This is a genomic window from Nocardia sp. NPDC057272 (genome assembly GCF_042668615.1).
Taxonomy (GTDB): Bacteria; Actinomycetota; Actinomycetes; order Mycobacteriales; family Mycobacteriaceae; genus Nocardia.
This window is the reverse complement of record NZ_JBHUYK010000014.1, coordinates 142,000-164,292: the sequence shown is the minus strand read 5'-3', so window position 1 is coordinate 164,292 and position 22,293 is coordinate 142,000. Positions and strand designations below refer to the sequence as shown.

20 protein-coding genes are annotated in these 22,293 nt (G+C 68.4%); 9 read left to right on the top strand and 11 right to left on the bottom strand.

Translation table 11 applies throughout. The features are described from left to right. Positions 1-56: 56 nt before the first annotated feature. The 3 genes from ACFULV_RS20245 (at position 57) to ACFULV_RS20235 (ending at position 1,312) form a co-directional block, all read left to right on the top strand. Positions 57-278: a hypothetical protein gene (locus tag ACFULV_RS20245; protein WP_019049431.1), complete on the top strand. Its 222-nt coding sequence runs from the start codon at positions 57-59 to the stop codon at positions 276-278. Then, entirely contained in the window at positions 278-853 is a 576-nt protein-coding gene (locus ACFULV_RS20240) for a Clp protease N-terminal domain-containing protein (protein ID WP_378658702.1), read from the top strand. The genes ACFULV_RS20245 and ACFULV_RS20240 overlap by 1 nt, the downstream gene beginning before the upstream one ends. Positions 854-916: 63 nt before the next feature. Further along, positions 917-1,312 carry a phage holin family protein gene (locus ACFULV_RS20235; protein ID WP_378634206.1) on the top strand — a complete coding sequence of 132 codons (396 nt, stop codon included), beginning with the start codon at positions 917-919 and terminating at the stop codon, positions 1,310-1,312. On the opposite strand, the gene ACFULV_RS20230 is transcribed toward ACFULV_RS20235, so the two are convergent. Both ACFULV_RS20230 and ACFULV_RS20225 read right to left on the bottom strand, forming a co-directional pair. Next, positions 1,309-2,181 carry a 1,4-dihydroxy-2-naphthoate polyprenyltransferase gene (locus ACFULV_RS20230; RefSeq protein ID WP_378634208.1) on the bottom strand — a complete coding sequence of 291 codons (873 nt, stop codon included), beginning with the start codon at positions 2,179-2,181 and terminating at the stop codon, positions 1,309-1,311. The genes ACFULV_RS20235 and ACFULV_RS20230 overlap by 4 nt on opposite strands. 78 nt (positions 2,182-2,259) lie before the next feature. Next, complete coding sequence (locus ACFULV_RS20225) at positions 2,260-2,724, bottom strand: SRPBCC family protein (RefSeq protein WP_378634211.1); 465 nt, start codon at positions 2,722-2,724, stop codon at positions 2,260-2,262. 114 nt (positions 2,725-2,838) lie between these two features. On the opposite strand from ACFULV_RS20225, the gene ACFULV_RS20220 reads away from it, so the two are divergent. After that, positions 2,839-6,426, top strand: a complete 3,588-nt coding sequence (locus ACFULV_RS20220; protein ID WP_378658699.1) for a BTAD domain-containing putative transcriptional regulator — start codon at positions 2,839-2,841, stop codon at positions 6,424-6,426. A gap of 54 nt (positions 6,427-6,480) precedes the next feature. On the opposite strand, the gene ACFULV_RS20215 is transcribed toward ACFULV_RS20220, so the two are convergent. The 5 genes from ACFULV_RS20215 to ACFULV_RS20195 form a co-directional block, all read right to left on the bottom strand. Beyond that, complete coding sequence (locus ACFULV_RS20215; protein WP_378634216.1) at positions 6,481-7,305, bottom strand: ABC transporter permease; 825 nt, start codon at positions 7,303-7,305, stop codon at positions 6,481-6,483. After that, positions 7,302-8,288, bottom strand: coding sequence for an ATP-binding cassette domain-containing protein (locus tag ACFULV_RS20210; RefSeq protein ID WP_378634218.1), 987 nt, complete (start codon positions 8,286-8,288; stop codon positions 7,302-7,304). The genes ACFULV_RS20215 and ACFULV_RS20210 overlap by 4 nt, the downstream gene beginning before the upstream one ends. A gap of 58 nt (positions 8,289-8,346) precedes the next feature. Then, positions 8,347-9,471, bottom strand: a complete 1,125-nt coding sequence (gene menE, locus ACFULV_RS20205) for an o-succinylbenzoate--CoA ligase (protein WP_378658719.1) — start codon at positions 9,469-9,471, stop codon at positions 8,347-8,349. 355 nt (positions 9,472-9,826) lie between these two features. Beyond that, the gene (locus ACFULV_RS20200) at positions 9,827-10,219 is read right to left on the bottom strand and encodes a VOC family protein (RefSeq protein ID WP_378634221.1); all 393 of its coding nucleotides are present in this window, start codon (positions 10,217-10,219) and stop codon (positions 9,827-9,829) included. Between the two features lie 13 nt (positions 10,220-10,232). Continuing rightward, on the bottom strand, positions 10,233-11,126 hold the full coding sequence (locus tag ACFULV_RS20195) for a 1,4-dihydroxy-2-naphthoyl-CoA synthase (RefSeq protein ID WP_194826848.1): 894 nt from the start codon (positions 11,124-11,126) through the stop codon (positions 10,233-10,235). Between the two features lie 141 nt (positions 11,127-11,267). Between ACFULV_RS20195 and ACFULV_RS20190 the strand changes: the two genes are divergently transcribed. The 3 genes from ACFULV_RS20190 to menD all read left to right on the top strand — a co-directional run bounded on the left by ACFULV_RS20190 (position 11,268) and on the right by menD (position 14,224). Next, complete coding sequence (locus ACFULV_RS20190; RefSeq protein WP_056814402.1) at positions 11,268-11,714, top strand: DUF6918 family protein; 447 nt, start codon at positions 11,268-11,270, stop codon at positions 11,712-11,714. A gap of 363 nt (positions 11,715-12,077) precedes the next feature. Beyond that, positions 12,078-12,335 carry a hypothetical protein gene (locus tag ACFULV_RS20185; protein WP_378634224.1) on the top strand — a complete coding sequence of 86 codons (258 nt, stop codon included), beginning with the start codon at positions 12,078-12,080 and terminating at the stop codon, positions 12,333-12,335. 257 nt (positions 12,336-12,592) lie between these two features. Continuing rightward, positions 12,593-14,224, top strand: coding sequence for a 2-succinyl-5-enolpyruvyl-6-hydroxy-3-cyclohexene-1-carboxylic-acid synthase (menD, locus tag ACFULV_RS20180; protein ID WP_378658696.1), 1,632 nt, complete (start codon positions 12,593-12,595; stop codon positions 14,222-14,224). 59 nt (positions 14,225-14,283) lie between these two features. Here the strand turns inward: menD and ACFULV_RS20175 are convergent, their stop codons facing one another. Beyond that, on the bottom strand, positions 14,284-14,535 hold the full coding sequence (locus tag ACFULV_RS20175; protein ID WP_378658693.1) for a hypothetical protein: 252 nt from the start codon (positions 14,533-14,535) through the stop codon (positions 14,284-14,286). 179 nt (positions 14,536-14,714) lie between these two features. On the opposite strand from ACFULV_RS20175, the gene ACFULV_RS20170 reads away from it, so the two are divergent. Then, entirely contained in the window at positions 14,715-15,305 is a 591-nt protein-coding gene (locus tag ACFULV_RS20170; protein ID WP_378658690.1) for a TIGR03086 family metal-binding protein, read from the top strand. 25 nt (positions 15,306-15,330) lie between these two features. On the opposite strand, the gene ACFULV_RS20165 is transcribed toward ACFULV_RS20170, so the two are convergent. Then, the gene (locus tag ACFULV_RS20165; RefSeq protein ID WP_378634232.1) at positions 15,331-15,960 is read right to left on the bottom strand and encodes a TetR/AcrR family transcriptional regulator C-terminal ligand-binding domain-containing protein; all 630 of its coding nucleotides are present in this window, start codon (positions 15,958-15,960) and stop codon (positions 15,331-15,333) included. An 82-nt stretch (positions 15,961-16,042) separates the two neighbouring features. On the opposite strand from ACFULV_RS20165, the gene ACFULV_RS20160 reads away from it, so the two are divergent. Then, positions 16,043-17,089, top strand: coding sequence for an aldo/keto reductase (locus tag ACFULV_RS20160; protein ID WP_378658688.1), 1,047 nt, complete (start codon positions 16,043-16,045; stop codon positions 17,087-17,089). A 5-nt stretch (positions 17,090-17,094) separates the two neighbouring features. Here ACFULV_RS20160 and ACFULV_RS20155 read toward each other — a convergent pair whose 3' ends face one another. Together ACFULV_RS20155 and ACFULV_RS20150 are read right to left on the bottom strand one after the other, a co-directional pair. Further along, positions 17,095-21,348 carry a molybdopterin-dependent oxidoreductase gene (locus ACFULV_RS20155; protein ID WP_378658685.1) on the bottom strand — a complete coding sequence of 1,418 codons (4,254 nt, stop codon included), beginning with the start codon at positions 21,346-21,348 and terminating at the stop codon, positions 17,095-17,097. 198 nt (positions 21,349-21,546) lie between these two features. Continuing rightward, positions 21,547-22,260 (bottom strand): demethylmenaquinone methyltransferase, encoded by a 714-nt coding sequence (locus ACFULV_RS20150; RefSeq protein ID WP_101465554.1) that lies wholly within the window; start codon positions 22,258-22,260, stop codon positions 21,547-21,549. Positions 22,261-22,293: the final 33 nt, after the last annotated feature.

The window sequence follows — 22,293 nt, the reverse complement described above, 5'->3', positions numbered from 1 at the left end:
TCGGCGATGTCAATTTTTGTTGACAAACATGGCCGACGTCAATCAAAATTGACGGTATGACCGATGCAACAACCCTCGCCTCAGCGGCAGGCAACCCCGACCCCGCGGTCGGGCTGCGCGCGGTGCTCGCCCTGCGCAGGCTGGCCGACCGACTCGAAACCATCCAGGTCGCCAATGCCAGAGCCAACGGCTGGTCGTGGCAGGCCATCGCCGAGGCGCTCGAGGTGAGTAAGCAAGCGGTCCATCAGAAACACAACCGGAAAGGTGGAACCCGCTGATGTTCGAAAAATTCAGCCGCGAGGCCAGAACCGCGGTGGTCGGTGCCCAGGACGACGCCAAGGAGCTGGGCGCGAAGCGGATCGGGCCGGAGCATGTGCTGCTCGGCACCGTGTCGAACGCCGAACCGGAGCTGCGCGCGGTGCTCGACGCGCGCGGCATCACCGCCGGCGGTGTGCGCGCCGCCCTCGTCGCCCGCACGAGCGAGCCGCCGCTGGGCGCCGACGACGCGCAGGCCCTGCGCTCGATCGGCATCGATTTGGATGCCGTGCAGGCCAGCATCGCCGACAACTTCGGCCCGCAGGCCTGGGATCAGGCCGAACCGGAGGCCAAACGCGGCATGTTCGGCCGACTGCTCGGCTCCGGGCACATCCCGTTCACGAGCACGGCCAAGAAGTCACTCGAACTCGCGCTGCGCGAGGCGATCCACCGCAAGGATCGCGAGATCTCCTCGACCTACCTGCTGCTCGGCATCCTGCGCGGGGCAGACCCGGCCACCACGGACCTGCTCGGCGGCCGCGACGCGGTATCGGGCCTACGCGCCGATCTCTACGCGATGCTCGACCGCGCCGCGTGAATTCCACATCGGGTGTGTGTCAGACCCGCCGCAATGTCCGTTTCCCGGCCTAGCATTGCGTGCATGCAACTAGCAATCCGGTTGGTCATCAACGCCATAGCCATCTGGGCTGCGGCCGCGTGGATCGACAAGATCGATATCTACGTGCCGCCCGAGTGGTCAGCGGAGTGGGGCAACTGGGGCAAGGCCCTGGTCCTGCTCATCGTCGCGCTCGTGTTCACGGCGGTCAATGCCGTGATCAAGCCGATCGTGAAACTCCTGTCGCTGCCGTTCGTGATCCTCACCCTCGGCCTGTTCCTGCTGGTGGTGAACGCGGGGATGCTGTGGCTCACCGCCAAGATCACCGAGCTCACCGACTACGGCCTTCGCGTCGACGGCTTCTGGGCGGCGCTGTGGGGTGGCTTGATCATCACGCTGGTCAACTGGGTGCTCGGCATTCTGGTGCCCGACGGCGACTAGCCCGCGAGCCCGACGGCCAGCGCGCTCAGCGCCGACCAAGCCAGCAGGGCGAGCCCCGAATCGCGGAGGGCGGGAATCAGTTCCAGCCCGCCCTTACCGGTGCGCACAGGGGCGTTGGCCCGGATCGCCAGCGGCAACGCGAGCAGTCCGGCCAGCGCCCATGGCGTGCGCGCGATCAGCGCGAGGCTGATCACGAACGGCGCCGCGAGCAACACCAGGTGCAGGGTGCGGGTGCGCGCGTCGCCGAGTTTCACCGCGAGCGTGACCTTGCCCGACTCGGTGTCGGTCGGGATGTCACGCAGGTTGTTGGCCACCAGCACCGCGCTGGAGAACGCGCCTACGCCGATCGCGAGCAGCAGGCCGACCCAGTCGACCCGCAGCGCCTGCACGTACTGGGTGCCGAGCACCGCGATCAGCCCGAAGAACACGAACACGGCGATCTCGCCGAAACCGCTGTAGCCGTACGGCTTGCTGCCGCCGGTGTAGAACCATGCGCCCGCCAGGCACAGCGCGCCGATCAGTACCAGCCACCACGCGGTGGTCACGGCCAGCACGAGGCCGGCGACCGCGCCGATCGCGAGACTGAGCACCGCGGCGGTGCGAACAGCTTCGGGGGAGGCCAGCTTCGAGCCGACCAGGCGCAGTGGGCCGACCCGCACGTCGTCGGTGCCGCGAATGCCGTCGGAGTAGTCGTTGGCGTAGTTCACCCCGACGATCAGCGCCAGTGAAACCAGCAGCGCCAGAATCGCTTTCCACCAGACGGCCCCGTCTACCGACGCGGCGGCGCCGGTGCCCGCGAGTACCGGCGCGATCGCGTTGGGCAGCGTCCGCGGTCGGGCGCCCTCGATCCATTCCGCTGCTGTAGCCATGGATCGAAGCCTAATCCGACACGGGCGCTCCCCGCTCCTGGAGCCCCTCGCGCTCGGCCGGAGGGCGCCTGATCGCGGTCAGGCCGGGGTGGACTCGGCGACCGTCTTGAGCCGGGCCAGTCCCTTGTCGAAGTCCTTGCCGATGAGGTTGTCGATCGGGAACACCTTGCCGAGCACGCCCATCAGCCCGGAGTGGGTGCCGGTCATCTGCCAGGTCACCTCGGTGCCACCGGCAACCGGAGCGAGCGTGAAGGTGACGAAATTGGTGGCTTTGAAAGGTTTCTCGAAGGTGAGCTCCACGCCGATCTCGCGTTCGGCGTCGGCCTTGATCTCCATCACCCCCGCACCGGCTTTGCGGTTGCCCCGCCAGGCGTAGCGGGCGCCGACGCCGGCTTCCGGGCCGGTGTAGGTACGGGCGAGCTGCGGATCGGCGTCTTCCCACGGCGACCACAGCCGCCACTGGCGGAAGTTGTCGATCAGTGCGTGGATCCGTGCCGGTTCAGCGGCGATGACGGTGCGCCGCGACACCTCGAAGTTGCCCATGTGCGTGAGCCTAAAGCGAGGTGGGGACAAAATCGCGGGACACAACGTCGGCGGTGTCGCGCCGAGGCGCGAACCGGGAACCCGTCACCGCCCTCGCCTACGATGACATCCGGCATGTCTGTACAGCATCGCGGCCCCGAGGGGTCGCCCTCCGAGGCACTCTCCCGCGTTGTCGTGGGGGTGCTCGGCGTGATCGCGATCCGCCGCGACGACGCCATGATCGCGCTACCCGGCGCCCGCGCCAGGTTGCTGCTGGCCGCGCTCGCGGTGCATCCGGGCCGGGCTCGCAGCGCGCAAACGCTGATCGACGAGGTGTGGGGCGAACAACCACCACGCGCCCCGATGAACGCGCTGCACACGCAGGTCTCGCGCCTGCGGGCGATGCTGCCCGACGGCGCACTGGAGATCGGCCCGGCCGGTTACCGGCTGAGATTGCCCGCCGACAGCGTCGACCTCACCGCGGTCACCGCGCTGGCCCGTCGAGCCGACGACGATCTGACCGCGGGAAACACCACCGACAGCCTCGCGACGATCGCGCTGGCCCGCACCCTGTGGCGCGGCGAGCCGGGCGCCGATCTTCCTGATTCCGCCCCCGCCGACGATCTGCGCGCGGCCGCCACTGAGCTCCGCCGCCACCTCGATCAGACCGAACTCACCGCTCGCACCAGCTTGCGCGACTTCACCGCCGCCATCCCGCTGGCTCGCGCGGCCGCGGCGACCAACCCCCTGGACGAATCCGCTCACACGACCCTGATCCGTCTTCTCGCTGCCGCGGACCGAACCAACGAAGCCCTCGAAGTCTTCGCCACGTACCGGCTGCGCCTGATCGAAGAACTCGGCGCCGACCCAGGGCCCACTCTTCTCGCCCTCAACACCGCCATTTTGCGCGGCGAACCGATCGAGCTCCCCGGAACCCGTAACAGCAAGGCCGCCCCGGTCGCCGCTGGTAGGGCAGGCTTCGACACTGGGGATGGCGACGGACCCGGGCAAACCGACGGGCACTACTCGCCTGTTGGCACCTGGACACACGGCAGCGGAGCCGAGGCAGAAACGGTCGGCCCATCGACGACGTCCAGCGACGGTGGCCCCCAGCGCACCGGCGCGTCGACCACCGTGGGGTCGGGCGAACAGCGGGCGAACACGCTGTCGGTCGAAGCGGCGAACAGCAGCACCCCTGACCGACGAACGGCAAACCGCACCTCGATGACCCGCACGGCAGTCGGGCTGCGTGCGGCGCCCAATGAATTGCTCGGTCGCTCGGCGGATCTCGACGCGATCACCGATCTGGCGCACCGCTCCAGAGTGACCACCGTCCTCGGTCCCGGTGGCACCGGCAAGACCAGAATCGCCAACGCGGTGGGCGAACGGCTGGCTCGTTCGGTGCCGGTGGTGCTCGTCGAACTGGCTTCGGTGCAGCCCGAATCGGAGACGGACGGCGAATCGCGCACCGGCATCGAAGTCGTGATCGGGCAGGTGATGGGCCTGGGTGAGGTGATCCGTGACCCGGGAGCCATCCGGCAGGGCAGGCAGATCGATGCGCGCACCCGCCTGCGTGAGGCGCTCGCGGAGCGGCCGATGGTGCTGATTCTGGACAATTGTGAGCACGTGATCGATGCCGCGGCGGAGGTGGTCGCCGATCTGGTCGGTAGTTGCGCCCAGCTGACGGTGCTCACCACGAGCCGCTCGCCGCTGGCGATCACCGCCGAATCCGTGTATCCCCTCGCTCCTTTGGCGATCGACGCCGCCGGTTCGCCTGCCACGGAACTGTTCTCGGCACGTGCCAGGGCGGTACGTCCCGACGTGCGGCTCGATCCCGACACCGTGGCCCGGCTGTGTCGCACTCTGGACGGCCTCCCGCTGGCGATCGAGCTCGCCGCCGCGCGGGTGCGCACGATGAGCGTCGCCGAGATCGAGACCAGGCTCGAACATCGTTTCGCCCTGTTGCGCAGCGGTGATCGGTCCGCGCCGCATCGGCATCGCACACTGCACGCGGTGATCGCCTGGAGCTGGAACCTCCTCGACCCCGATCAGCAGGTGACCCTGCGCAGGCTGAGTCGTTTCGCGGCCGGATTCACCTTGTCCGCGGCCGAGATCGTGGCCGCCGGAGCGGATGTCGCCGCCGCGGTCGACGGGCTGGTCGGGCAGTCCCTGCTCACGGTCCTGGACGACCCCGACGGCGCCGGCATCCGCTACCGCATGCTCGAAACGGTCCGTGAGTTCGGCGCCGAACAGATCGCCGCCGTCGACGCGGTGACCGCCGGTGCCGAATCCGCGCTCGTTCTCGACCGGATGTTCTGCTGGGCCAGGAAATTCGCGCTGGACGCGTTTCGCGGCTACCGCGACGGCGATCAAGTGGCGTCGGTGCTGGCGGTGAGTGCCGATCTGGACAACCTGGTCGCGGTGCTGCGCACTGCCGTCGACCGCGCCGACGCGCACACCGCGTACTCGGTCTTTCCGGTGGTCGCGATGGTGTGGGTGATGCGTGGCGCGCACCTGGAATTCACCGGGTGGGCCATGCGATTGGTCGTTGTCGCGCCGCCGACGCCGGGCTCGGGGGAGGCCGCCGACCTCCAGATGATCACGCACCTGCTGACCTGCCTGCACATGCTGTTCCTCAAGGACGGTGGCGTCCGGGCGACGGGGATCGTGCGCATGCGCGCGAGGCGGTTGCTGGCGAACCCCGATCTCGATCCCGGCCTGTCCTTCCTGGGTACGGTGATCACCGTGCAGCCCAAGCGATTCCGGTTGGGCAGGCTGTTCGCGCGGGGCGCGCGATCACGTCATCGACAAGTCCGGCTTGCCGCGTGGGTGGCCCGTTCCAACTTCTGGGAGAACGGCGGCAACGTCGCGGGCTCGACCCTCGACTCCTTGCGCGCACTCGACGACATGGACGCGGCGGAAGTCTGGGGCCGGGCGACGGTGTGCCAGCACCTGGCTCAGTTGTGCGGCCAGTCCGCGCGCTATGACGAGGCCGTGACGTACTACCGCAGCGCGCTGGAGCTGATGGGCCGGCTCCGGGTGCACGAGGAGATCATGGAGAGCCGCTGCTACCTGGCCGCGGCCCTGGTGGGGGGTGGTCAACTCGAGCAGGCGCGTGCCGAACTCGACTTCGCGGTGCGACCGAATGATTCGGGCGTCAGCCCGGTCGACGACCCCGCGGTCCGCCGCAACCACCGCCTGGCCAACGCCGCGACGGCCATCGCCGAACTCGAACTCGCCGAGGGTGATATCGACGCCGGGCTCGGCCACTACCTTCGCGGGCTGGAACTGCTCGGCTGGCCCGATTTCGAACCGACGCCGGGCCCCGGTTCGCTGATGGTGGCGGCGGCCACCATCAGTGCCCATGTGCTGCACGGCCGGGCCTCCGCTGCCGCCGGCCTGGTGGCGCAGCTGATCGAGACCGCCGATCAACGCCTGGCGCAGTACGTCGACCTGCCGCAGATCGGCGCGGTCGCGTGCGGACTCGGTTCCTATCTGCTCGCCACCGATCCCATGAGCGCCGAGGGGCTCGAACTGCTCACCCTCGCAAGGACATCGGTGGCCAGGCAGGACGGCCCGTCGATGGAACTGACCGCCCACATCGCCCTGCACCGAGGTGCCGTCGGCGACGCCGCGATGGACGCGGCCCTGCATCGCGCGGCGGGAACGCGTCGTCTCGACGCCGCGACGCGCATCATCGAGATCATCTCCGGACTGCGCTGACACGACAACGGCACCCGACCCGGTGGATCGAATGCCGTTGCGGAAGAGCGGTGTTCAGGCGCGGCGCATGTAGGCCCGCACCGCCAGCGGCGCGAAGATCGCGATCACCACGAGCGACCCGACCAGCGACCAGACGAGGTCGGTGCCGTAACTGTTGGTGTTCATCAGTTCTCGGCAGGTGTTGACCATGTAGTACACCGGGTTGGCGTGGTTGAGCCCCTGCATCCAGCCCGGCATGGTGCTCACCGGGGCGAAGGCGCCGGACATGAACGTCAGCGGGAACATCACCATCATCGAGATGCCCTGCACCGACGCGGCGCTCTTGCCGGTGACACCGACCAGCGCCCAGATCCAGCTGACCGCGAACGAGCACACCACGACCACCAGGCAGGCCGCGACCACGCCGACCAGACCACCGCCGGGCCGGTAGCCGAGCGCCAGCCCGACCAGCACGGTCAGCGTCGAGGCGATGGCGTAGCGCACCATGTCGGCCAGTAGCGCACCGGACAGCGCCGAGACCCGGGCGATGGGCAGGGATTTGAAGCGGTCGAACACGCCCTTGTCCATGTCCTCGCGCAACTGCGTGCCGGTGACCACCGAGGTCAGCACCACGGTTTGCACGAGGATGCCCGGGATGAGCACCGGCAGATAGCCGGACACGCTGCCCGAGATCGCGCCGCCGAAGATGTAGGTGAACAGTGCCGTGAACAGGATCGGCTGCACCGTCACGTCGAAGAGCTGTTCGGGATTGTGTTTGATCTTGAGCAGGCCGCGATAGGCCATCGTGAACGAGGTGGAGATCGTGTCGCGCAGGCTGATTCGGTCGCTGGCCTGGGGAATGTCGTCGATGGTCGGGGGAGCGGTGAGAACTGCGGTCATGCCGCGCTCCGTTCGGTGTCGTCGGATTCGTCGGCCGGGTGGCCGGTGATGGTGAGGAAGACTTCGTCCAGCGTCGGCTTGCTGACGGTGATCTCCTCGACCCCGACCTCCCAGTCGCGCAACCGGATCAGCAGGTCGGCGGTGAGATTCGGGTCGGGCAGCGGTGCGGTGAGCCTGCCCGCTTCGGGGCTGATCTGCGCGCTCACGCCGAGGAAGTCGCCGACGATGCGGCGGGCCTCGTCGAGCTGCTCGGGATCGACCAGGGTCAGGTGGACCGATGCGCCGCCGATGGAGGCCTTGAGCTCGTCTGCGGTGCCGTCGGCGATCACCTTGCCGCGGTCGATCACCGCGATCCGGTCGGCCAGCTGGTCGGCCTCGTCGAGGTACTGGGTGGTGAGCAGCACCGTCGCGCCCTCGCGGACCAGTCTGCGGATGGTGTCCCACATCTGCGCGCGGGTGCGGGGATCGAGGCCGGTGGTCGGCTCGTCGAGGAACAGCAGCGGCGGGGTGGAGATGAGGCTGGCAGCGAGGTCGAGGCGCCTGCGCATCCCGCCGGAGAAGTTCTTCAACGGCTTGGACGCGGCCTCGACGAGGTCGAATTCCTCGAGCAGCTCGACGGCTTTGCGCCGGGCATCGCCCCTGCTCAGGCCGAGCAGGCGGGCGAAGATGATCAGGTTCTCGGTGGCGGTGAGTTCCTCGTCGACCGAGGCGTACTGACCGGTGACACCGATCAGCGAGCGCACCGCGTTCGGTTCGGCCACGACGTCGCGGCCGAAGATCCGGGCGCTACCGCCGTCGGGGCGGAGCAGGGTCGCCAGCATCTTGATGGTCGTGGTCTTGCCCGCGCCGTTCGGTCCGAGCACGCCGTACACGGCGCCGCGCGGCACCGTCAGGCTGACCCCGTCGACCGCCCGCTGCTTCCCGAACACCTTGACCAGCCCGTCCGCCTCGACGGCGAGGGATGAAGTGGGTGTGTAAGTCATGAGCGCTACCGTGCCCACCCCGACTTGCACGCCCCTTGCACAGCGCTGTCGCCGGCGGCTACTCGGCCAGCAGGAGCTTGCGCAGGGCCGCGCGGTCGGGCTTGCCGGGGCCGCGGAGCGGGATTTCGGACAGGACGGCCAGTTCCCGCGGTGCGGCGATCGAGTCGAGTTCGGCCACCACGTGGGCGCGCAGCTCGTCCAGCGTCGGCGCGGCACCGGGTGTCGGCACGATCGCGACCGCGACCCGCTGACCCAGCCGTTCGTCGGGCAGGCCGAGCACGATGCATTCGCGGATACCGGGGTGGTTGGCCAGCACAGCCTCCACCACCTGCGGAATCACCAGCAGCCCGCCGGTCATGATCGCCTCGTCGAGGCGGCCCGAAATCGAGAGCACACCGTTGTCGAAGGAGCCCGCGTCCTCGGTCCGGAACCAGCCGGGCTCGGCGAAGGCCGGGTGATCGGGCAGATTGCGGTAACCGCGCGCGATCATCGCACCGCCCAGAATGACGCGACCGTCCTCGATCCGTACCTCGGTGCCGTCGAGCGGCACGCCCTCGTAGACGCACCCGCCACAGGTCTCACTCATCCCGTAGGTGCGAACCACCGTGATACCGAGGTCGCGCGCCCGGTCCAGCACCGGCGCGGGCGTGGCCGCACCGCCGACCAGGACTCCGTCGAGTTCGGCGAGCGCCTTGGCCGCGATCGGCGAATCCAGCGACTTGATCAGCTGTGTGGGTACCAGCGCGGTGTAGCGACGCGGTCCGCGCATCGCGCCGACAGCGCCGGCCAGCGCCTCGGGCAGGAATCCGCCCGACACGTCGAGCACGGTCGGTTCGGTACCGGCGAGAATGCTGCGCAGCAGCACCTGGATACCGGCGATGTGATGGGTGGGCAGCGCCAGCAGCCAGCTACCCGGACCGCCGAGGCGGTCGTGGGTGGCGTTGCCACTGGCACGCAGTGCCTCGGCGCCGAGCAACGCGCCCTTGGGGATACCGGTGGTGCCCGAGGTCGTCACGACCAGCGCGACATCGTCATCGATCGGATCGCCGGGTTTGAGCGCGTCGGAGAGTCTGCGCGCCTCCCGGCGGTCGGTGGTCGGGATCGGTAGCCACGCCGGGCCGCTGCCGTCGAGGGCTTGGCGCAGGTGGGGCATCACTTCGCTGACCCCTGCACCGGTCGGCATCTGCAGCGTCCGCAGGGTTCTGCTCACGCCGCGGCCTCGCTGGCGCTCGGCCGCACCGTGCGCATTGCGCGCTGGCACTTGATTCGCTCGCTGCGCTCCCTCATGCCCACCACCTCCGGAAACAGCTTGCCGCGCGCCCTCACGGCTTCGATCGTGTCATGCGACCGACAAGACCCGGCCAACGGGTCGGTTTGTCGGGAAACGGGTCGGAAAAGCCAGGCATAGCGACTGCGATTCAGTAGATGGACACCACTCGCACGGCGGTCCGGACGGCGTCGGTCGGGCGCTTGCTCGCAGCTATCGTGCGCGGCCGAGCCGTCATCGGCAACTCGGCTCGGCCGCGTGCACAGCTCACTCACTCCGCTGACCAGCGCGGATCCCGCCGGATCGGATGTTCGGCGGGCACCTGGACCAGTACGATCGCGACCCCGTCCGGATCGCGCACCCACATCTCCCACAGACCCCACGGCTCGAGCACCGGTGCTCGCTCGATCTGAATTCCCTTCAGCGCCAACTCCGCTGCCGCGTCCTCGACATCGCGCACCTGCAACCAGATCGCGCCGTCGAAGCTGCCCGCCTGCCCGCTGCCACCGTGTGCGGCAACCTCGAGCAGCGACTGCCCGGCGAAGAACACCGTGCCACCCGGGTACTCCCGTGCGATCGCCAAGCCGAGGCTGTCGCGGTAGAACGCCAGCGTGCGACCGTAATCGCTGGGACGCACGATGATCCGGCTGTTGAGAATCTCCATGGGGTGTCCGTTCTCAGAAGTACCAGGGGTAGGGCGTCCAATCGGGCTTGCGCTTCTCCAGGAACGAGTCTCGGCCCTCGACCGCTTCGTCGGTCATGTACGCCAGACGGGTCGCCTCGCCCGCGAACAGCTGCTGACCGACCAGACCATCATCGAGCAGGTTGAACGCGTACTTCAGCATGCGCTGCGCCTGCGGCGATTTGCCGTTGATGTCGGCGGTCCACTCGAGCGCGACGTTCTCCAGCTCGTCGTGATCGACGACCTTGTTCACCGCACCCATCTGGTGCATCTCCTCGGCCGTGTACGGCCTGCCGAGGAAGAAGATCTCGCGGGCGAACTTCTGGCCCACCATCTTCGCCAGATACGCGCTGCCGTAACCACCGTCGAACGAACCCACGTCGGCGTCGGTCTGCTTGAACCGCGCGTGCTCGCGCGAGGCGAGCGTCAGATCGCACACCACGTGCAGGCTGTGCCCGCCACCCGCGGCCCAGCCGTTGACCAGCGCGATCACCACCTTGGGCATGAAACGGATCAGCCGCTGCACCTCGAGGATGTGCAGTCGGCCCGCGCGCGCCGCGTCGACCGTGTCGGCGGTCTCGCCGTCGGCGTACCGGTAGCCGTTGCGGCCGCGGATGCGCTGGTCACCGCCGGAACAGAACGCCCAGCCACCGTCCTTCTCGCTCGGACCGTTGCCGGTGAGCAGCACCGCGCCCACATCGGGGCTCATCCGCGCGTGATCGAGCGCGCGGTACAGCTCGTCGACGGTGTGCGGACGGAACGCGTTGCGGACCTCGGGCCGGTCGAACGCGACCCGCACCGTGCCCTGCTCGATATGGCGGTGATAGGTGATGTCGGTCAGGTCCTCGAACCCGGGGACGGGCTGCCACAGCTTCGGATCGAAAGTCACGAACACGATTATTGCCCTACCTTCCGGCGCCGCGGTACGAGGTCGTAACACCGCAGCTCGAGCGGTCGCCGCATACTCTGAGCACCCGGTGCGTATAGTTGCGCCTGCTCGTACATCGAACCGATCCGGAGGAACCTGAAAGTGGTTGCAGCACTGTCTGAATCCCTGCTCGACGACGCCAAGCGTCCGGCTTTCCTTGCTGACGCCGTCGAGGTGCTCGACGCCGAGGTCTCGGACAAAGGTGGTGCGTCCGGCCTGGCCGTGAAGGGTGGCTACGCGGCGGTCAAGAAGATCAGCCCGACCATCGTTCCCGACGGCCTCGCGTCGCTGGCGCCGAAACTGCTCGATCAGCTCCAGCCGTACTGGGCTGAATTCACCACCTCCGGCACCGGCACCTTCGCCGATCTGCTGGCCGCGAAGTCCGATGAGGTAGCCGAGTCGCTGCTGGCCGTCACCGACGCCCGCGCCGAGTCGTCCACCCGGCCTGCGCTGAAGAAGGTGTACTCGTCGATGCGTGGTTCGGCCAAGAAGCACGTCATCGAGGCACTGCCGCGCGTAGGCGATCTGGTGCAGAAGCACGCGGGCTGAGCGGTACGGCGAGGTAGCCCTCGCCACGATCGTCCGATTGGGCCGGTGCGAGTTCGGGTAACCGAATCGCACCGGCCTTTTCGCGTTCGGGGTGACCACCCTCACGCAACAGGGGTGCGCGGTGGTGGCGGACACATCGATTCCCGGTCGGCGGTAAATTCCGGGTCGGCCTGTGTGAGGAATGTAACCGCTCCGGTGAACGCCAGGATAATTGCGGGTTGCCACGAATTCGTCATATGCGCGTGCATCGTCTTCGCGATTGACAACTACCCTGCCTTATCGGTTACGTTGCCAATCAAGCGATTCGGAATATGAATTGCTTCAAGTGACTGCATTGCACAGGTCGAAAGGAAATTTGCTCACATGATCTCTCGCAAGACCCTCGCCGCCACCGGTGCTGCCGCTGCCGCCGCTGTCATGTTCTTCGGTCCCGCCGTCGCGAGCGCCGACACCGGCTCCGCCGAGGCGTCCACGGGCTCGGCTGACGTGCTGACCGGCTCGTCCGCGGGTTCGGGTGTGCTCGAGTCGGGCAGCGCCGCTGTGGACAGCGCCACCTCCGCAGTCCTCAACATCATCGAGTCCGTCACGGGCATCCAGGATCTCACCGCCCCCGCGGAGTGAGCTGACTCTTCGTTCGGCCGGCCTTTTACCGGGTTGGCGGAAATCCGGCGGCGGGCGTCCTGCTCGTCGCCGGATTTCTTTCTTTTGTTGTTCTCTTTGCGATTTCATGAATATCGGTTGCCGCTGGATATGAATAGCTGTCCGGCTCTTCGGTAATTGGTTGGGGCGTTCGTATATCGGTACGCCGTCCGGCTCGGTGACGCACGCAACGCGGGCCGGGGGCAGACGGGTGCGCGCCCGTCTGACAGGCTGTGATTGTGAATCCGTCTACTGCGCAGGCTCGAGTGGTCGTCGACGAGCTCGTCCGCGGCGGCGTCCGCGAAGTGGTGCTGTGCCCCGGATCGCGCAACGCGCCACTGGCCTTCGCGCTGCAGGCGGCGGACGCGGCGGGCGAGCTGCGGCTGCACATGCGCGTCGACGAGCGCACCGCGGGATTTCTCGCGATCGGTCTCGCGGTGTCGTCCGGGCGGCCGGTTCCGGTCGTGATGACCTCCGGCACCGCGGTGGCGAACCTGGGCCCGGCGGTCCTGGAGGCCAACTACGCGCGGGTGCCGCTGATCGTCGTCAGTGCCAACCGGCCCTACGAGATGCTCGGTACCGGCGCCAATCAGACGGTGGAACAGCTCGGGCTGTTCGGCTCTCAGGTGCGCGCCACGATCAGCCTCGGGCTGGCCGAAGCCGAAGCGGGGGAGTCGGCCTACCCGCGACAGAACAGTGTGTGGCGCTCGTCGGTGTGCCGGGTACTCGCCGCCGCGCGCGGAACCCGTTCCGGCAACGCGGGCCCGGTCCAGTTCGACATCCCGCTGCGGGAACCGCTGGTCCCGGAGCTGTCCGACGACCCGCTGCCCCTCGGCCGCGAGGGCGACCGGCCGTGGACGGCAACCCAGTACGCCACGCTCGACGTGCCGCTCGACATCGATCTGACGCCCGACACCGTCGTCATCTCCGGCCACGGCGCCCGGATGCTGCCCGAACTCGCCGCACTGCCGACGGTGGCCGAGCCGACCGCGCCGATGCACGGCCCCGCCCTGCATCCGCTCGCGCTGTCGCTGCTGAAGCCCACCCAGGCGATCATCACCGGTCGCCCGACCCTGCACCGGCAGGTCTCGCGCGTGCTGGCCGATCCGGACGTCACCGTGTTCGCGCTCACCACCGGTCCGCGCTGGCCCGATGTCTCCGGCAATGTCGTGGGCACCGGCACTCGCGCGGTGACCACCGGTGTGCCCGCGCCCGCGTGGCTGGCGCGCTGCGCCGAACTGAACCAGCAGGCCGAATCGGTGGTGCGGGCCGAGCTGGCCGCGCATCCCAAGGCGACCGGCCTGCATGTGGCGGCCGTGGTCATGGACGGATTACGAGAAGGCGATCAGCTGCTGCTCGGTGCGTCCAACCCGGTGCGCGACGCCGCCCTGGTCTCGCATCCACGGCCGGGTATCCGGGTGCTGTCCAATCGCGGCGTCGCCGGGATCGACGGCACGGTCTCCGGTGCCGTCGGTGCCGCGCTGGCGCATCCGGGCCGCACCGTGGCGCTGATGGGTGACCTCACCTTTCTGCACGATGCGTCCGGCCTGCTGATCGGTCGTGGCGAACCACGTCCGGACAACCTCACGATCGTCGTCGCCAACGATGACGGCGGTGGCATCTTCGAGCTGCTCGAACAGGGCGATCCGCAGTACGCGGGCGTGTTCGAGCGGGTGTTCGGCACACCGCACGGCATGGATCTGGCTGCGCTGTGTGCCGCCTACCGCATCCCGCACCGTCAGCTCGATCCCGCCGAATTGGCCGTGGAACTGGCCGCCGACGCGCACGGTCTGCGCGTGCTCGAGGTGGCGACCGAGCGGTCCAGCCTGCGTGAACTGCACGCGGGTCTGCGGACGAAGATCGCCGGTTAGGCGAACCTCCGCCCTCGCCGTGGCCGTGCGCGAACGGCGATCGAACGCTGGCGCGCCCGTCAGCCTTCCTCGGCGACGGTGAACTCCTCGCCGCCCTCGTCGAAGGGGACGGGGATGATCTGTTCGATCACGTCCGCCGGATTCGCGGTCTCGGCCTCACGGGCGATGGTGGCTGCCATCTCGTCGGTGTAGTCGGCGTCGGAGTAGGCGGGATCGTCGCGTTCGTCATCGCGGAAGGCGGACTGTTCCTGTTCGACGCGATCGGCCTCGGGGACCTCGTCCAGTGGGCGAGAGCTTTCGTAGTCGATCATCGGTGCTCCTCGTTCGTCGGCCTGCTCGATCGGTTGAGCCTCGGACGTGATTGACGTCGATCGGGTCCTGCGCTGTCCAGGGTGCGCCCATCCGGTGCCCGCGGCAACCCGCACCGATGACTTTCCGGCGACGGTGTCGTCTGCATCAGTGCAGCCATTGCCATCGCTGAGGAGCGCTCATGGAACCACAGTTCGATTTCGAACCAGCCGCCCGATCGCTGGCCCTGGTCGTCGACGGCATCACCGACGACCAGCTCGCCGACCCGACGCCGTGCGCCGAGTCCACGGTGCGCGATCTGCTCGCCCACGTGGTCGGGCTGACCGAGGCGTTCCGCCAGGCCGCGACCAAGGAGTCGATCGGCCGGTCCGTGCCACCGCCCGCCGGTTCCGACAGCCCGCTGCCCGATGACTGGCGCACCCGCATCGCCGCGCAGCTCGAGACGCTGACATCGGTGTGGCGCGTGCCCGAGGCATGGGAGGGTGACACCGAGGCCGGTGGAGTGGAGCTGCCCGCCGCGGTCATGGCGATCGTCGCGCTCGACGAGATCACCATCCACGCGTGGGATCTCGCCGTCGCCACCGGACAGCATGTGACCGTCGCCGCTGCGGATCTCGCGATCCTGCACGAGTTCCTGCGCGAGACCGATCCCGCCGGCACTCCCGGCCTGTTCGGCCCGGTTGTCGAGGTCTCGGCCGGCGCTCCCGCCTTCGACCGACTGCTCGGTCTCACCGGTCGCGACCCGGCCTGGCGTTCCCCGGCGGTCGCCTAGCACCGCGCTCAGTCGTCCACTGCGTTCAGTCGTCGAGCTTCTCGGCGATGACGAATGTTCCCGCGGCGGCGGCGATGGCGGCGGCCCGGGCCGATCGGTCGGCGATGTCGTCGTCGATGGGATCGCCGCTGGCCAGTAATCGGTAGTAGAGCGGCGCGGAAACGGCGGACAGCACGGCGCGCGGGTCGGTGCCGACGGGCGCCTCGCCACGGATGACGGCGGCCTCGACACACGGCGCCCATTCGTTGAGCCGGGTGTCGTAGAACGTGTGCAGCGCGGCGGCGGTGGCATCGTCACAGGTGGCGGCGGCGATGACCGCGCGAAAGAGGTTGCTCTGGCGACCGTCGGCGAGAGTCTTCGCCACCAGGCGGGCGTTCGCGGTCAGATCGTCGAGCAGCGAGCCGGTGTCGGCGCGAGGCAGTGACTGCTCGGCCATGTCGACGAGCAGATCGGCGACCAATCCCGCGGGGGTGCGCCAGCGGCGGTAGACAGTCGTCTTGCCGACCCCGGCGCCGGTGGCGACCTCGGTCAGGTCGAGGTGCGCGAATCCGCGGTCCGCCAGCAGATCACCGGCCACTTCCAGGACGGACTCGCGCACCCGGGCGGTGCGTCCACCAGGCCGGACGGAGCCCGGCCAAGCGATGTCGTGGTCCATAACGGAACTCCTGTTTCATTTAGCGCGGATCGGGTGTACTGTCGATCGTGTTAACGACACTATAGACCCTTTAGGAGCTCTCATGGAGTACCGACGGCTCGGCGCATCTGGTCTTCTCGTTCCGGCACTCGGCTTCGGCGCGGGTACTTTCGGCGGTCGTGGTGCGCTGTTCAGTGCATGGGGTGATACCGATGCCGCGCAGGCCAGGCGCTTGATCGACATCAGCGTGGAGGCCGGCGTCACCCTGTTCGACACGGCCGACGTCTATTCCGACGGCGCGTCGGAGGAGGTACTCGGCGCGGCGATCAAGGGCAGGCGTGAGCAGGTGCTGCTGTCGACCAAATCGGCGCTGCCCACCGGTCCCGGCCCTCACGAGGCGGGCTCGAGCCGCGCCAGGCTGATCCGCGCCGTCGACGCCTCGCTGCGCCGCCTCGGCACCGACTACCTCGACCTGTTCCAGCTGCACGCCTTCGACGCGGGCACACCGCTGGCGGAAACACTCACGGCCCTGGACGATCTGGTGCGGGCAGGCAAGATCCGCTACCTCGGCGTCTCCAACTTCGCCGGCTGGGAACTGATGAAAACACTCGCTACCGCCGAGGCTCTCGGCCTGGAAAGGCCGGTGGCGCACCAGGTCTACTACTCGCTGGTCGGTCGCGACTACGAATGGGAACTGATGCCGCTCGGTGCCGACCAGGGCGTCGGCTCTATCATCTGGAGTCCGCTCGGCTGGGGCAGGCTCACCGGCAAAATCCGTCGCGGACAACCGCTTCCGGCGGGAAGCAGGCTGCACGAGACGGCTCAGGCGGGTCCGCCCGTCGACGATGAACGGCTCTACGACGTTGTCGAGGTGCTCGATCGTATCGCCGCCGAAACCGGCCGCAGCGTCCCGCAGATCTCGCTGAACTGGCTGCTCACCCGGCCCACGGTCGCCACGGTGTTGATCGGCGCCCGCAACGAGGAGCAGTTACGCCAGAACCTCGGTGCGGTCGGTTGGCAGCTCGACCCCGAACACCTGACCGCGCTCGATGCGGCGAGTGCGACGACACCCCCGTACCCCTACTACCCGTACCACCGGCTGCCCGACTTCGCCCGGCTCAACCCGCCGACGATCCCCGCGGCGGCCTGATCGGATCAGTACACGTCGCGCACGTACCGCTTCTCGGCGACGAGCTGCTTCTTGAAGGCCAGCGCGCCGGCCTCGTCCAGCTTTCCGTGGATCTGGGCGATCCGCAGCAGGGTGTCGTCGACATCCTTGGCCATCCGGGCGGCATCACCGCAGACGTAGAAGTGGCCGCCGTCGCGCAGCCACGACCACAGCTCGGCGCCGTGCTCGATCATTCGGTGCTGGACATAGACCCGCTCGCGCTGATCGCGGGAGAAGGCAAGGTCGAGCCGGGTGAGGAAACCGGAGCGGAACATGTCTTCGAGCTCGGCGCGGTAGTAGAAGTTCTGGGCGGCGTGCTGGTCGCCGAAGAACAGCCAGTTGCGACCGGTCGCGCCGATGGCCCGGCGCTCGTGCAGGAAACCGCGGAAGGGAGCGATACCGGTACCCGGCCCCACCATGATCATCGGGGCGTTCGGGTCCAGCGGCGGACGGAAATGCGGTGCCCGCTGCAGAAAGATCGGTACTTCGGTCGTACCCCGGTCGGCCAGGAACGTCGAGCACACCCCACCCCGACGCGCCGAGGTGCCCACCGGGTCGCCGTAGCGGACGACACCGACCGTCAGCTGCACCTCGTCGGGCGTGGTCAACGGGCTCGAGGAGATCGAATACTGGCGTGGTTGCAGCTTTTTCAGTGCGCTCAGCCAGTCGACGAGATCGGTGCGTACCGGGAAGTCGCGCAGCACGTCGACCGCCTGGCGGTCCCACAGGTAGGAGGCGAGCTCATTGCGATTGTCGCGGCGCAGCAGCTTGGCCAGCTGTGGGTGTGGGTTGCGCTCGCCGATGAAGCCGAGCAGGTCCTGGCTCACCTTGGTGATGTCGTAGTGGGTGCGCAGGGCATCGGTGAGCGTGAGTTCGCGGTCGTCGACCTCGATCACGCGCCGACCGTCGAGTCCGGTGCATGTGAGCCATTCGTCGACCAGATCCGGACAGTTGGCGGGCAGTACGCCCAGCGAATCGCCCACTTCGTACCCGGCGTCGAGGTCGTGCAGGTCGAAACCGAAGCGCCGCACCTCTTTCGGTGAGCCGGGTGCACTGAGGATCTCGTTGCGCATCAGGGTGGCGCGGACCGGGGACTGGCGGGTGAACGGAGCGGTGGTGGCGCGCTTCGCTCGGGCGGGCGCGAGTTGCCGGTCGAGCACGGTCGTTCCACCGCGACCGGCCGGTGACGGCGTCGCACGGCCCGAATCGGCGTGCCGGGCAACGTTGCTGGTGCCGATCGAATCGCGGCCGTTCGACGCGCCGACGAGCGAGGCATCGCGGCCGCGCGGAGCGCCACCGGTCGCACCGCCGTCGTCGGGCGATCCGCTCGTGATCGCGATCAGGACATCGTCGAGCCACTGATCGGCGGTGTCGGCGAAATCGGGCTCGCTGTCCACCCGCGCCAGCAGTCGCTTCGCGCCACGTTCGGCGAACAGGGTGTCGAGCTTGCGGCCATGGCCACAGAAGTCGTCGTAGGAGGAATCGCCGAGCGCGAACACCGCGTACCGAACACCGTTGAGGCGAATGATGCTGTCTTCGAGCCTGGTCCAGAAGTCGGCACCGTTGTCCGGCGGGCCACCGTCACCGAAGGTGCTGGTGACGATGAGGACGTCACCGGTGATCGAGGTCAGCTCGCACGAATCCATGTCGAGCAACGACGGCGTGAGGCCCGCCTCCGAGAGACGAGCCGCGACGGTGGCGGCCAGTTCTTCGGCGTTGCCGGTCTGGGAGGCCCACAGGACGGTGACCGGGTGGGAGTCGGGGCTGTCGGCGGCTTCGGTGGCGGCGCCGGCGTTGCGGGAGTACATGCCGGCCAGCAGCCCGTCGACCCACAGGCGTGACTGTGTCGACAACGGTGCGCTCACCGGAAGCACCGGCTGCCCGGTCACCGGTAGCGACTGCAGAGCAGCGAGGTAACCGCCGAGATAGATGCGCTCGGTCTCGCTGAGCGTGGGGGAGATGCCGGCGTCGAGGCCGAGGATCCCGGCCAGTGGATGCGCGGCCGGTTGTGCGGGCAGCTGCGCGGGGTGCGGGGGTGCTTGCTCGGGTGTGGCGGCCGGGCCGACCCGGCGCAGCGCCACCGCGCACGCCTTGAACTCCGGCTGCAACGAGGCCGGATCCACCGCGTCGTTGGTGACCGCGTTGATCGTCAGATATTCGCCCTGTTCGTCATTCCAGTGGAAAGGAGCAAAACAATCACCAGGTCGCACCCGGTCGCTGATCCGCACCGGCAGCACAGCACGGCCCCGGCGCGACGCGATCTCGAGCTGATCGCCCGGCTTCAGATCGAGCTTCTCGGCGTCGGTGGGATGAACTTCGACGAACGGCTGGCCGTTCAGCTTCGTCAGCTTGGCGACCTTGCCCGTCTTGGTCATCGTGTGCCACTGATGTTGCAGCCGACCGGTATTGAGCAGGAAAGGGTAGTCGTCGTCGGGCAGTTCGGCGGCGGGCATATGCGGGCGGGGGAAGAACACCGCGCGCCTGCTCGCTGTAGCGAAAGCGAGCCGCGGGGTGGTGCCGTCGGCCGCCGTGTGCAGCGGCTGATGGGCGCCGTCGTTGATATAGCGGATCGGGTTGCGCGGGGTGTCCGCGTCATTGCACGGCCACTGCATCGGCCCCTGTGCCAGGCGCTCGTAGCTCATGCCGCTGAGGTCGTAGCCGGTGGCCGGGTTGGTGAATTGCCGCAGCTCGGCGAACACCTCCGCGCTGGAGGCGAAATCGAAGCCCGGGAAACCCATCGCCGTGGCGACCTGGGCGATCAGCAGCCAGTCCGGTCGCGCGTCGCCGATCGGGTCGACCGACTGCTGCAGCAGGGTGACGTTGCGCTCCGAATTCACCATCACCGCATCGGCTTCGGCCCACAGTGCGGCGGGCAGCAGCAGGTCGGCGTAGGCGTTGGTCGCGGTCTCGGCGTAGGCATCCTGCACCACGACCAACTCGGCCGCCTCGAGGCCCGCGATCACCGTTTTGCGATTGGCTACGGTGGCCACGGGATTGGTGCAGATGATCCACGCGGCCTTGATCTCACCGTCGGCCAGCCCGCGGAACATGTCGATCGTGCCGGGGCCCGACTCGGTGCGCAGGGTGCCGTCGGGCAGATCCCATGCGGTCTCGACGAAGGTGCGGTCGGCGGGGGAGAGCAGGCTGCGTTGCCCGGGCAGGCCGGGGCCCATGTAACCCATCTCGCGGCCACCCATGGCGTTGGGCTGGCCGGTGAGCGAGAAGGGCCCACTGCCCGGCCTGCAGATGGTGCCGGTGGCCAGGTGCAGGTTCACCAGGGCGTTGGTGTTCCAGGTGCCGTGCGTGGACTGATTGAGCCCCATCGTCCACAGCGACATCCACTCGCCGGCTTCGGCGATCATCCTGGCCGCGGTGCGGATATCGGCCTCGGCGAGGCCGGTCAGTTCCGCGACACGGTCCGGGGGATAGTCGGCGAGGAACTCGGGCATCGCGTCCCAGCCCTCGGTGTGCTCGGCGATGAAGTCGGTGTCGATCGCACCGTCGGCGACCAGCAGGTGCAGCAGCCCGTTGAGCAGGGCGAGGTCGGTACCCGGTGCGATCTGTAGGAACAGGTCGGCGCGCGCGGCGGTATCGGTGCGGCGTGGATCGACCACGATCAGCTTGGCGCCCGCCTTGAGCCGGTCGGCCATGCGCAGATACAGGATCGGGTGACAGTCGGCCATGTTCGCGCCGCTGACCAGGAACAGGTCGGCGTGTTCGAAGTCGTCGTAGGAACCGGGCGGCCCGTCCGCGCCGAGCGACTGCTTGTAGCCGGTGCCCGCGCTGGCCATGCACAGGCGCGAGTTGGCCTCGATGTGTTTGGTCCGCAGGTAGCCCTTGGCCAGTTTGGTGGCCAGGTACTGGGCTTCCAGCGACATCTGCCCCGAGACGTAGAGGGCGATCGCGTCGGGGCCGTGCTCGTCGAGGATCGCGCGCAGGCGGGTGGCCGTTTCGTGAACGGCCTCGTCGACCGGCAGTGGAACGGGGACCTGCCCGCGTTCGGGGCGCCGGTAGGCGGTGTCCATCCGGCCGGGCGCGGCCATCATCTCCGCGTGGGTGGCGCCCTTGGTGCACAGTCTGCCCGCGTTCGCCGGATGCAGCTTGTCGCCGCTGACCTTCGCGATCACTCGCGCACCAGACTGATCAGTCTTTGTCTGGACGTTTATGCCGCAGCCGACGCCACAGTACGAGCACTGTGTACGCACAGTGTCCGTGCCGCGGCTGTCCGCTTCCCCTGTCATGACTCGATCATCCGCATTGGTCGTTGCGCTCGATTTACCGAACGTTATGTCCAGGTGACAATCGACCTCACAAGACGAAATCTCGACGGTGAGGATGCGGCCCGAATATCACCCCTGATCAGGGCGCATTCCGGGCTGTCGGCGCGCGACCGCGGACGAGTCGGGGTGACCGGACTCACCCCCGCCGCCGAGGGTGTTTCAGCCCAGTTTGTAGCCGCGGTGCAGTGCCACCACACCACCGGTGAGGTCACGCCACTGCACCGAGTCCCAGCCGGCGTCCGCGATCCGGCGAGCCAGCCTGCGCTGGTTCGGCCAGGCACGGATCGACTCGGCCAGGTACACGTACGCGTCCGGGTTGGAGCTCACGGCGCGCGCCACCCGGGGCAGCGCCTTCATCAGGTACTCCATGTACACGGTGCGGAACGGTCCGAACACCGGTGTGGAGAACTCGCAGACCACGACCCGGCCGCCCGGTTTGGTCACCCGCAGCATCTCGCGCAGTGCCAGATCGATGTCGGCGACATTGCGCAGCCCGAACGAGATGGTCACCGCGTCGAACGAATCATCGGCGAACGGCAGCGCCATCGCATCGCCGGCCACCATCGGCACCTGCCGGAACCGGCCCGCCGCGAGCATTCCCTGGGAGAAGTCGGCGGCCACGCACCAGGCGCCGGACTTGCCGAGCTCCACGGTCGAGACGCCGGTACCCGCGGCCAGATCCAGGACCCGCTCGCCGGGACGCAGCGCGAGAGCACGTCGCGTCGCCCACCGCCAGTACCGATCCTGGCCACCGGAGATGACCGTATTGGTGAGGTCGTAGCGCTTCGCCACACCGTCGAACATCGACGCGACCTCGTGGGGTTGCTTGTCCAGCGAAGCCCGAATCGGTTCTCGCTGCTCTGTTGTCGCCACGCACCGAGCTTAGAGTTTTTTCGCCGCGATAGC

Excerpts from the sequence above, each read along its gene's own strand:
- ACFULV_RS20245 (WP_019049431.1), top strand. The coding sequence starts at position 57 with ATGACCGATGCAACAACCCTCGCCTCAGCGGCAGGCAACCCCGACCCC.
- ACFULV_RS20240 (WP_378658702.1), top strand. The coding sequence starts at position 278 with ATGTTCGAAAAATTCAGCCGCGAGGCCAGAACCGCGGTGGTCGGTGCC.
- ACFULV_RS20235 (WP_378634206.1), top strand. The coding sequence starts at position 917 with ATGCAACTAGCAATCCGGTTGGTCATCAACGCCATAGCCATCTGGGCT.
- ACFULV_RS20230 (WP_378634208.1), bottom strand. The coding sequence starts at position 2,181 with ATGGCTACAGCAGCGGAATGGATCGAGGGCGCCCGACCGCGGACGCTG.
- ACFULV_RS20225 (WP_378634211.1), bottom strand. The coding sequence starts at position 2,724 with ATGGGCAACTTCGAGGTGTCGCGGCGCACCGTCATCGCCGCTGAACCG.
- ACFULV_RS20220 (WP_378658699.1), top strand. The coding sequence starts at position 2,839 with ATGTCTGTACAGCATCGCGGCCCCGAGGGGTCGCCCTCCGAGGCACTC.
- ACFULV_RS20215 (WP_378634216.1), bottom strand. The coding sequence starts at position 7,305 with ATGACCGCAGTTCTCACCGCTCCCCCGACCATCGACGACATTCCCCAG.
- ACFULV_RS20210 (WP_378634218.1), bottom strand. The coding sequence starts at position 8,288 with ATGACTTACACACCCACTTCATCCCTCGCCGTCGAGGCGGACGGGCTG.
- menE (WP_378658719.1), bottom strand. The coding sequence starts at position 9,471 with ATGCCGACCGGTGCAGGGGTCAGCGAAGTGATGCCCCACCTGCGCCAA.
- ACFULV_RS20200 (WP_378634221.1), bottom strand. The coding sequence starts at position 10,219 with ATGGAGATTCTCAACAGCCGGATCATCGTGCGTCCCAGCGATTACGGT.
- ACFULV_RS20185 (WP_378634224.1), top strand. The coding sequence starts at position 12,078 with ATGATCTCTCGCAAGACCCTCGCCGCCACCGGTGCTGCCGCTGCCGCC.
- ACFULV_RS20175 (WP_378658693.1), bottom strand. The coding sequence starts at position 14,535 with ATGATCGACTACGAAAGCTCTCGCCCACTGGACGAGGTCCCCGAGGCC.
- ACFULV_RS20170 (WP_378658690.1), top strand. The coding sequence starts at position 14,715 with ATGGAACCACAGTTCGATTTCGAACCAGCCGCCCGATCGCTGGCCCTG.
- ACFULV_RS20165 (WP_378634232.1), bottom strand. The coding sequence starts at position 15,960 with ATGGACCACGACATCGCTTGGCCGGGCTCCGTCCGGCCTGGTGGACGC.
- ACFULV_RS20160 (WP_378658688.1), top strand. The coding sequence starts at position 16,043 with ATGGAGTACCGACGGCTCGGCGCATCTGGTCTTCTCGTTCCGGCACTC.
- ACFULV_RS20155 (WP_378658685.1), bottom strand. The coding sequence starts at position 21,348 with ATGACAGGGGAAGCGGACAGCCGCGGCACGGACACTGTGCGTACACAG.